6 protein-coding genes are annotated in these 6,962 nt (G+C 41.8%); 4 read left to right on the top strand and 2 right to left on the bottom strand.

Annotated features, from left to right (window positions below; translation table 11 throughout):
* Positions 1-165: 165 nt before the first annotated feature.
* Entirely contained in the window at positions 166-639 is a 474-nt protein-coding gene (locus tag AOQ29_RS01235; protein ID WP_061992736.1) for an S-ribosylhomocysteine lyase, read from the top strand.
* A 71-nt stretch (positions 640-710) separates the two neighbouring features.
* A complete protein-coding gene (locus tag AOQ29_RS01230) occupies positions 711-1,577 on the top strand; it encodes a MetQ/NlpA family ABC transporter substrate-binding protein (protein WP_061992735.1) in 867 nt (288 codons plus the stop codon).
* 112 nt (positions 1,578-1,689) lie between these two features.
* Here AOQ29_RS01230 and AOQ29_RS01225 read toward each other — a convergent pair whose 3' ends face one another.
* Positions 1,690-2,871: a metal-dependent hydrolase family protein gene (locus AOQ29_RS01225; protein WP_061992734.1), complete on the bottom strand. Its 1,182-nt coding sequence runs from the start codon at positions 2,869-2,871 to the stop codon at positions 1,690-1,692.
* Between the two features lie 495 nt (positions 2,872-3,366).
* On the opposite strand from AOQ29_RS01225, the gene AOQ29_RS01220 reads away from it, so the two are divergent.
* Entirely contained in the window at positions 3,367-4,542 is a 1,176-nt protein-coding gene (locus tag AOQ29_RS01220; protein WP_061992733.1) for a hypothetical protein, read from the top strand.
* A gap of 20 nt (positions 4,543-4,562) precedes the next feature.
* Complete coding sequence (locus AOQ29_RS01215; protein WP_061992732.1) at positions 4,563-5,897, top strand: M20/M25/M40 family metallo-hydrolase; 1,335 nt, start codon at positions 4,563-4,565, stop codon at positions 5,895-5,897.
* Positions 5,898-6,051: 154 nt separating this feature from the next.
* Here the strand turns inward: AOQ29_RS01215 and AOQ29_RS01210 are convergent, their stop codons facing one another.
* The gene (locus AOQ29_RS01210) at positions 6,052-6,732 is read right to left on the bottom strand and encodes a hypothetical protein (RefSeq protein ID WP_061992731.1); all 681 of its coding nucleotides are present in this window, start codon (positions 6,730-6,732) and stop codon (positions 6,052-6,054) included.
* Between the last annotated feature and the right edge of the window lie 230 nt (positions 6,733-6,962).

The raw sequence follows: 6,962 nt of genomic DNA, 5'->3' as shown, positions 1-6,962 counted from the left end.
TTTTTTTGGCCGGGGGGACTTTTTATTTGCCACAAATCACTATTAAAGCACAAATACTAACGGGAGTATCACTATGACCACAACCAATACAGACCCACCAACGTTTGAATGATTAAATACCGCAACTAACACGAATAATACACAGAAAATAGGAGAAATAATATTATGGCTGAAGTAGAAAGTTTTGCACTCGATCACACCGCAGTAAAGGCACCTTATGTCCGTGCTATCGCTGAAGAATCAGGACTCAAGGGTGACCTAATCTCAAACTTTGATTTACGGTTAGTCCAACCAAATGAAAACGCTATCCCAACGGCAGGATTACACACCATTGAACATCTCTTGGCTGGCTTGCTTCGTGATCGCCTCGAAGGCGTAATCGACTGCTCACCATTTGGTTGCCGTACTGGTTTCCACTTGATTGTCTGGGGCACTCCATCAACGGAAGAAGTTGCTCGAGCCCTCAAAAGTTCACTCGAGGAAATTCGCGACAACATCGAATGGGAAGATGTCCAAGGGACTGATATTTTTAGCTGTGGTAACTATAAAGATCATTCACTCTTTTCAGCTAAGGCCTGGGCATCTGATATCCTCGCTGACGGCATCAGTTCTAACCCCTTTGTCCGCGAAGTAATCTAAACCGATTGCATCAGCACTGACAGTACCCTTTTTCTAACCACTGCACACAGATAAAATGAACGGAAAATACAATGGCTAAAAAATCAAAAATCATCATCGCTTTCTTAGCGGTGATTCTCATCGCTGTAGGGGCCTTCACTTTCTACAATAAAAACAGTAGTCAGGCTGATGATACAAAGACCATCACATTGGGAACCATCGGTTCCGATGTCAAGATTTGGAACTATATCGCCTCCTTGCCAGAAACTAAAAAAGAAGGATTGACCATTAAGGTCAAGTCTTTCACGGACGGCGTTTCACTCAACCAGGCCACAGCAGATGGCACAATTGACGTTAACGCTTTCCAGTCATATGCTTACTTAGCAGCCTACAACCAAAGCCATAAGTCAGCCAAGCTTGAAACTTTGGGAACAACTTACCTTGAACCAATGGGTATCTATTCAAGCAAGTATAAGAAGGTCAGCGACATCCCCGATGGTGCCACAATTGCCATTGCTAACAACCCCGCCAATGCCTCACGCGGCTTACAATTATTAGCTCAGGCCGGCTTGATCACTTTGAAATCTAATTTTAACAGCCTTTCAGGGCCAAACGATATCAAGTCCAACCCACATCATTTCAAATTTAAGGAAATTGACGATACCACTGGTCCGGTCGTCGTCAAGGATAACAGTATTGCTGCTGCCTTGATTGGTAATACAATCGCTTTGGAAGGCCACTTGAACGTTTTGAAGGATTCAATCTACCATGAAAAGGTTGATCAATCAACTAAGGCCAACGTCAACATCCTGGCTAGTGCTGCTAAGAGCGACAACAAAGCTGAATACAAGAAGCTTGTTACGCTCTACCACCGCAGTGATGTTCAGTCTTATATCAAAAAGACATTCGCAGGAACCAAGGTCGAAGTTAACCAACCGGTTAGCTATTTAACTAAATAAGCCTACCGTTTCTTCAATAATATGCAATAAAGGCCTCCTAACAGCTAAGTTAGGAGGCCTTTATTTTGTCTATTGAGTTTTTTTAATTGCTATCAGTAACTTTCAACCGTGACTAGAATTGACGAGCACCTGACAAGTAAACTTCTTTATCAGCTTGTTGAACAGCCTTAATATCTTCCAAAGGATTTTCGTCCAAAACAAGGAAGTCTGCAAACTTGCCTTCTTCCAATGAGCCGTATTCCTTATCAACCTTCATCAAGGTTGCTGCATTCCATGACGTTTCCAATGCCTGATAAGGAGTTACGTCTTCATGTTCAACCATCAATTGCAATTCAACTGGTGTCATGGTGAAGTCGTTAAAGGGAGTTCCGGCATCGGTTCCCAGAGTAACCTTAACACCCTTTTGCCAAGCATTCTTAATGTTGGCAAAACCATCTTCCAAGGCATTTTGCATCTTCTTGGTTTCCCAATCAGGAATCTTACCGATAGCCAATTCACCAACACCCCAAGCAGCAATCAAAGTTGGCGTCAAGTATGTGCCATGTTCCTTCATGTAGTCGGCTTCTTCATCATTCACATAGAAACCGTGTTCGATTGAATCAACACCAGCTTCCAAGGCATTCATAATTCCTGGGTTACCTTCAGCGTGGGCAGCAACAGGAGCACCTTGGTGGTGTGATTCTTCAACTGCAGTTCGCATTTCTTCAACACTCAACTGAGTACTTGACATTTCATCACCAGGAGTCATAACACCACCAGTGGCAATAATCTTAACGGCCTTAACTCCATGCTTCAATCCTAAGCGGATTTGGTGGCGCATTTCGTCAGGTGAATCAACCAAGACTCCCATGTTAGGGAAGTCACCATGACCACCGGTCATTGAAAATGCACCTCCAGAAGGCATGATGTGGGGAACCTTATCCAACTTACCTTCACGGGTCAAACGATCAAAGGTAATATCCACATCAAATGCACTTCCACATTCACGAATATAAGTGACACCAGACTTTAACAGGGCCCGTAAACTGTTCAAGGCATGGACGGCTGTTTCTGTTTCACCCTTACGGAAACCACCATCACCAAAGTTCGGATTGGCAACAATGTGCGTATGACAGTTCATCAATCCAGGCATCACGAAACGGCCCCCTAAATCAACTGCCCCTTCGGGGGCAGTTCCCTGCCCAACCTTAGTTAACTTACCGGTTTCGGTATCAACAGTAAACCATGAATCATCATACAATTCGTTATCCTTACCGTTAAACAACTTAAAGTTCTTGTACGTCAAATCTGCCATTCATATTCCTCTTTCTAATATTTTTCTAATATAATGGACATGATAAAGGTTCAAACCGTTTTTGTAAATAGTGATTATTTAGAATAATTAACCTAAAATCGTCGATATGATGTATAAAACAGGCTTTTTATATCTAAATTTAATTTTAATTATAATTATTTTAGACAATTAACTTGCAATCGTATTCTAATTTGTTTATCATAAAGTCAATTCAAATCTTGTTAGAGAGGAAACAACGATGACTACCAAACATTTTATTCAACCGAATATTATTGCTACTCAAGTCCCAATCGCCATTATTGCTATTTTGATTATTATCATTATCTAGCCTGTGCGAAATGAGACTTGAGTTTTTAGTCATTCTTGTTTTCAAATCCGCATAGGCAGCACGAAAAATTCTGTACGGAAATTTTCCCGGGATCCGTTCAGACATTTTCTGCCTATGGGGATTTTTCTTTGGCTTTTTGAAAATAATAAATTAAAAGAGGTTTTCACATGGTTTTTATCTTTTCGATTTTTATGGTCATGCTCTTCATCATGGTTGGTGAATGGGTTTCAAAAGCGAGTCACGCTTTCGTGCCTTCCGTCTTCATCACAGCCATCCTGTTTATCCTTGGCTTTTGGTTCTTCCTGCCAAAGACGTTTGTTACTTCAGCATCGTTTGGTCCAACCTTTGCACCAATTTGTATCGCCTTGCTCTTAGTTCATTTGGGAACATTAATGAGCCTGACCGAATTACTTAAGCAATGGAAAGCTGTCGTCATCGCTCTTGCCGGTGTTGCCGGAACAATCACTTTGACTGTCCTTGTTGGATCACTTTTCTTCAACACTAAGTCAGTCTTAGCTGCTATTCCACCTTTGACTGGTGGTTTGGTTTCAGCGACTTTGATGGTTAGTGGTTTAAAGGCCCAAGGCTTGACTGCTTACTTGGCCCTTCCTGTTACCATGTTCGTGACCCACTCAATCTTTGGTTACCCATTGACTTCAGCCCTACTTAAGTCTGAAGGTCGCCGCTTGTTAAAGGGCTTTGACAAGGAAACTGCTGAAAACCCAGACCTTGTTAAAAACAATACAGCCACAGCTGCAAAGCCTAAAAAGCAATTAATCCCGGAAGCCTATAACACTTCAGCATTCATCATCACTAAGGTTGCTGCCGTAGCTGTTTTGGCACAACTATTCAACACTTGGACAAACAGCTTTGTTAACGTTAACGTTGTTTACTTGATTTTCGGTGTTATTGCTCACCAAGTAGGATTCTTGGACGACAAGGCCCTTGAAAAGGCCGGCGTTTCAAACTGGTTGATGTATGGTTTGATTGCCTTCGTCTTCTCACAATTAAGCGTTGTGACACCAAATGGAATTCTTTCAATCCTGCTTGAAATCGTTGTTTTGATTGCTTTGGGAATGCTTGGAATGTTCATCGTTTCCTTCGTTTTGGCTAAGCCATTTGGAATGTCTTGGCAAATGGCCTTCGCCTGTGCCTTAACTGCCCTCTTCGGCTTCCCCGCTGACTACATCATGACTTCTGAAGTTGCCCATACTGTTGCTTCTAATAAGGAAGAAGAGAATTTCTTGTTGAATCACATGATGCCAAAGATGTTGGTTGGTGGTTTCGCGACAGTTTCTGTTGCCTCAGTTATCATCGCCTCATACTTCATTAAGCTAATCTAATTGATATTAAGGACTGAAAAATGAATAAAGATGAAATCGCAGATTACGTTCAGCGTCACAGCTCAGATTTTTTCGATTATTTACGGTTTGAAAGCATTTCAACCCAAAATAAAAATCTACCCGAAACCGCCACTTGGTTAGTTGAACAATTTAAAAAATTAGGTGCCGAAACTGCCACTACCTGGCATGATCAAGGCGCTAACCCTGTAGTCTATGCTTCATTTAAAGGTAAGACAGATAAAACTGTTTTGTTTTACAACCACTACGATGTTCAACCAGCCGAGCCATTGGATGAATGGTTAACTGAACCTTTTGAACCAACCGTCAAAGATGGTAAAATCTTCGGTCGTGGTGTCTGTGACGATAAGGGTGAATTGATTTCTCGCTTATCCGTTTTGAAGTACTATCTCAAGCATGGTGGTTTACCTGTTAACGTTAAATTCTTTGTTGAGGGCGCCGAAGAAATCGGTAGTCCCAAAGTCAAGGAATACGTCGAGGCCCACCAAGAAGAATTAGCTTCCGATGTTTGTATCTGGGAAGGGGGTGGTAAGGATGAAAACGAAAACTTCCAAATCACCTGTGGTCTCAAGGGAGTCTTAAGTGTTGACCTAGTTACTGAAACGGCAGCCCGTGATATTCACTCATCTTTGGCAGTCTATGCCCCCAACGCTGCATGGCGACTCATTGACGCCTTGAACTCAATGCGCGATGAAAACGGCAAGGTCTTAATCGATGGTTTCAACGATGATGTCCTCGAATTAAGTCCGGCTACCAAGAAATTGGTTGATGAAATGGAATTCAACGCCAAAAAAGCCGTTGAAAACGCCGGAATTAACCAGCCCTTGGTCACAGACCAACCCAACTATGACTTGATTAATGGGACAACCATGACGATTAACGGTCTGTCTGCTGGTTACGAAGGTGCTGGTGTCAAAACTATCGTTCCTAAAAAGGCGATGGCTAAACTTGATTTTCGTCTCGTACCTAACCAAGACCCCCTAAAGATCTTGGAACTCGTTAAAAAGCACCTTCAGACTCATGGTTTTGAAGATGTTCAAGTCACACTGAATGCCAGCGTTGACCCCTTCCGGACTGACGTAACTGATTCTTTTGTTCAGTTAAATCAAACGGTGGCCAGCCAAGTTTATGGTGACAAGGTTACCTTGATACCAAACACAGCTGGTGGTGGACCAGCCTCTCCATTCTACGATGTCTTAAATGATCCCGTTGTGATGGTCGGTGTTCACTACGCCGGTAGTGGCCCCCATGCTCCAAACGAACACATTCGCGAAAAGGATTTGGTTCAAGGCTCAGTCTTCTTGACCCTCCTGCTTGATGAATATAGTAAGTCCTAAATCGAAAACCCGGTCAATCATGATTATGATGGCCGGGTTTTTCTATCTATTAAAATTTGCAATCTACAATAACTTTTCAGTTAGCTCCCATATTTCTAGGGCAAATTAAAAGGTAGCAACCATAAAGGTTGCTACTTTTTTTCTTAATCATTTATTAATTTGACCATTTCGCCAACAGAGTTTCAAAGTAACCGGCAGGACTTTGCCCAAGGACGGGATTCATTTCATTACTCAATTTCAAATTAACGAAATCACCAAAGGGCATATTTTGAAAGTGCACAGCAATGACCTTTGATAAATCATCAGCCTCTTTGATCTGAACTTTTTTCGTATCAGCAAAATCGGCTAAGATGTAGCTGTTCGCATCATCTTCATCCAAAACAATTAGGAATTGCTGGCTTTGAGTATCGACGCTCAGACCATCCCCCAAATTCAAGGCATTATCAGCTGCAAACTGTTTCTGTAGGTCAGCCAATTCCTGAACTGGGTTAGCCATGGGTTCCGGGGCTATTTCTGGAGTAGTTTTAGTCACTGTAACATCCGGAGCAAAGACCTCTTCCGGTTCTTGTACAATTTCGGTCTCTGGCTCTGACGGATTTTCATCTGTCACATCAGCCATTTTCGAATCGTGGTGCTTTTTAACATACCAGAATACTGTTGCTAAGGCCCAGAGAGCAATTAAGATTGTCACGAAATGATCACTAACAAATATCAAAATCTCAAGGACCAGCCAAATCAGGAATAGGTAAGGCAGGTATTCAATCACCTTGAAGCTGAACCAAAAACAACCGTAAATAAACAAAACAATTAATGATAGAAAACCAAAAATAATCATAGCAGCCCTTCTCTTTCATGAATACATCACAAATAGCACCTAATAGGTCTATTCTACTTCATAATAATTCTAATATTCATAACATCTTGATTTCATTTCAAAATTCCAGACTGCTTCGGCCCTCAAGTAAATTAACGAAACGCAAAAAAAGTCAGCTAACGACTTCGAATCGCTGGCTGACCTTTACATGATTTTCTACTATATATTAGAGCTGTTTTCTAGTGATTAAA

This window comes from Fructobacillus ficulneus, assembly GCF_001047075.2.
Classification (GTDB): domain Bacteria; phylum Bacillota; class Bacilli; order Lactobacillales; family Lactobacillaceae; genus Fructobacillus; species Fructobacillus ficulneus.
This window is presented reverse-complemented; position numbering and strand designations above follow the sequence as displayed.